1 protein-coding gene is annotated in these 2,465 nt (G+C 77.0%); it reads left to right on the forward strand.

Features of this window, described 5'->3' with window-relative positions:
* Positions 1-451 precede the first annotated feature (451 nt).
* Positions 452-2,465: phosphopantetheine-binding protein (locus GT042_RS40040; RefSeq protein WP_345943653.1), on the forward strand; the 2,014-nt coding region annotated here is incomplete at its 3' end.

Here is a 2,465-nt window from a genome sequence, read left to right on the forward strand (position 1 = left end):
GCAGCGCACCGCTTCCGCCCCCACGGTCCCGGACTCCTTGACCGCACCGGGCAGGGGCGGGGCCGGGCCGACGCCCGGCGCCGCCGGCCCCGAGGAGGGCCGGGCAGCTGACGGGAGGACGCCCACCACGCGCCTCCTCGGCGGAACCCTCTCGGAGGCCCTGGGGACAACCCCGACCGCCACCCGGGCGGTCCGCAGCGACGGAACCGTCATCCCGCCGTCCCCGAACGGCACCCACACGGAGCGAACCGACACAGCCCCCACCACAGCCCAGGCGGACAGCACAACGCACACGGCCGGAACCGCCGACGCAGAACCAGCGGCCGACCCGCATGCCCCGCACGTCGACCGGGTAGCCCGTACCGACGGACACGTCGGCTCGCCGGACTCCGACGGCGTGGGTCGGGGCGGGGACGCGCAGGCTCAGCCGACGCCCCCGGACGGCGGGCCGGTGAGCCGTACCGACGGAAACGGCGGCGGCGCGGGCGCGACCACGGCCGCCGGGCAGGCGGACCACGTCAGTCCGTCCTCGCCGGACGGCGACCGCGCCCGCGCGGACCGAGCCGACGCAGCCCCGGCAACCGGGCAGGCTGGCCGCACCGGTGGAAGCGTCAGCGCGGGGGCCTCGGACGGCGCGCCCAGCACCCCAGGCACCGGCGGCTCTGACCGGGTCGACGCCACCACAGCCGCCACGCAGACGGACGTCAGCCCGTCGTCCCCGGACGGCGAACCCGCCCGCGCGGACCGAGCCAACACAGGCCCTGCCATCGGACAGGCGGACCACACCGACGGCAACGCCGGCTCGCGACCCTCGGGCGCGCCCAGCGCCCCAGGCACCGGCCCCGACCGGGTCGACGCGACCACGGCTGCCACGCAGACGGACGTCAGTCCGTCGTCCCCGGACGGCGACCGCGACCGGGCGGACCGGTTCCACACAGACCCGGCCGTCGGACAGGCGGACCGCACCGACGGCAACGTCGGCTCGCGGCCTTCGGGCGCGCCCAGCGCCCCGGGGACCGGACCTGAACGGGTCGAGGCGAGCACGGCCGCCGGGCAGGCGGACGGCACGGACGGCAACGTCAGTTCATCGTCCCCGGAGAGCGACCGCGACCGGGCCGACGCAGGCCCGGCCGTCGGGCAGGCGGACCATGCCGGTAGCAACGTCGGCGCGGGGGCCTCGGACGGGGCGGCCAGCGTCCCGAGCACCGGCCCTGACCGGGTCGACGCGACCACGGCCGCCGCGCAGGCGGGCCGTACCGGTCGGAACGTCAGGGCGGGGGCCTCGGACGTGCTCGGCGACCCGGGTGGCTCAGGCCCGGACGGGACGGCGGGACGTGCCGGCGGAGACGTCGGGGGCGTCCCCGTGCCCGACAGCGGCACCGCTAGCGCCGCCGTGGTGTTCGATCAGGACGACGCCCTGCGGCAGCTGCGCGCCGCGTTGCCCGCCTCCATGGTGCCGATGCTGGCCGTCGTCGACACGTTGCCCACCCGTACCTCCGGCAAGGTCGACCGTGCCGCGCTGCCGTGGCCGCTTCCCGGGGTCGGTGGCTCGGTCGGTGGCTCGGGAACGGCGGTCGGACTCACGCCTACCGAGGCCTGGCTGGCCGGGTTGTGGGGGGAGGTTCTCGGGGCTCCGGCCACCGGGCCCGACAGTGACTTCTTCGCCGCCGGTGGTGGCAGTCTCGCCGCCGCGCAGCTCGTCTCGCGGATCAGGACCCGACACCCGTCCGGTTCGGTCAGCGACATCTACCAGAACCCGAGGCTCGGCGCGCTCGCCCGCACCCTGGACGAGTCCCGCGCCGAGACGTCGGCGCCCCGCACGATCGAGCCGGTCCCCCGGCGTACCGGCATCGCGCAGATCCTGCTGATGCTGCCGCTCCTGACGATCGCCGGACTCCGGTGGGGCGTCGCCGTCGCGGCGGCGAACAACGTGCTGGCGCACCTCGGTTCGTACCCCTGGGCCCCCACCGTCTCCTGGTGGTGGGTCCTGGCCGGCTGGCTGCTCTGCGTGAGCCCGCCCGGCCGTATCGCGATCGCCGCCGGTGGCGCGCGGCTGCTGCTGCGGGGCCTCAGGCCCGGCACGTACGCCCGTGGCAGCGGCGTGCATCTGCGGCTGTGGACCGCGGAGCGGCTGGCCGAACTGAGCGGCGCCACCGGCCTGTCCGGCAGCTGGCTCACCCACTACGCGCGGGCGCTCGGCGCGCAGGTCGGCCCCGACGTCGACCTGCACACCCTCCCGCCGGTGACCGGGATGCTCAAGCTCGGCCGGGGCAGCGCGATCGAGCCCGAGGTGGACCTGTCGGGCCACTGGCTGGACGGCGACCGGCTGCACCTCGGCAGGATCCGGGTCGGGGCGGGCGCCACGGTCGGCGCCCGCAGCACGCTGTTCCCCGGCGCCAGGATCGGCAAGCGCGCCGAGATCGACGCGGGGTCCGCCGTGACGGGCGCGGTGCCCGACGGCCGCC

This window comes from Streptomyces sp. SID3212, from assembly GCF_009865405.1.
Taxonomy (GTDB): domain Bacteria; phylum Actinomycetota; class Actinomycetes; order Streptomycetales; family Streptomycetaceae; genus Streptomyces.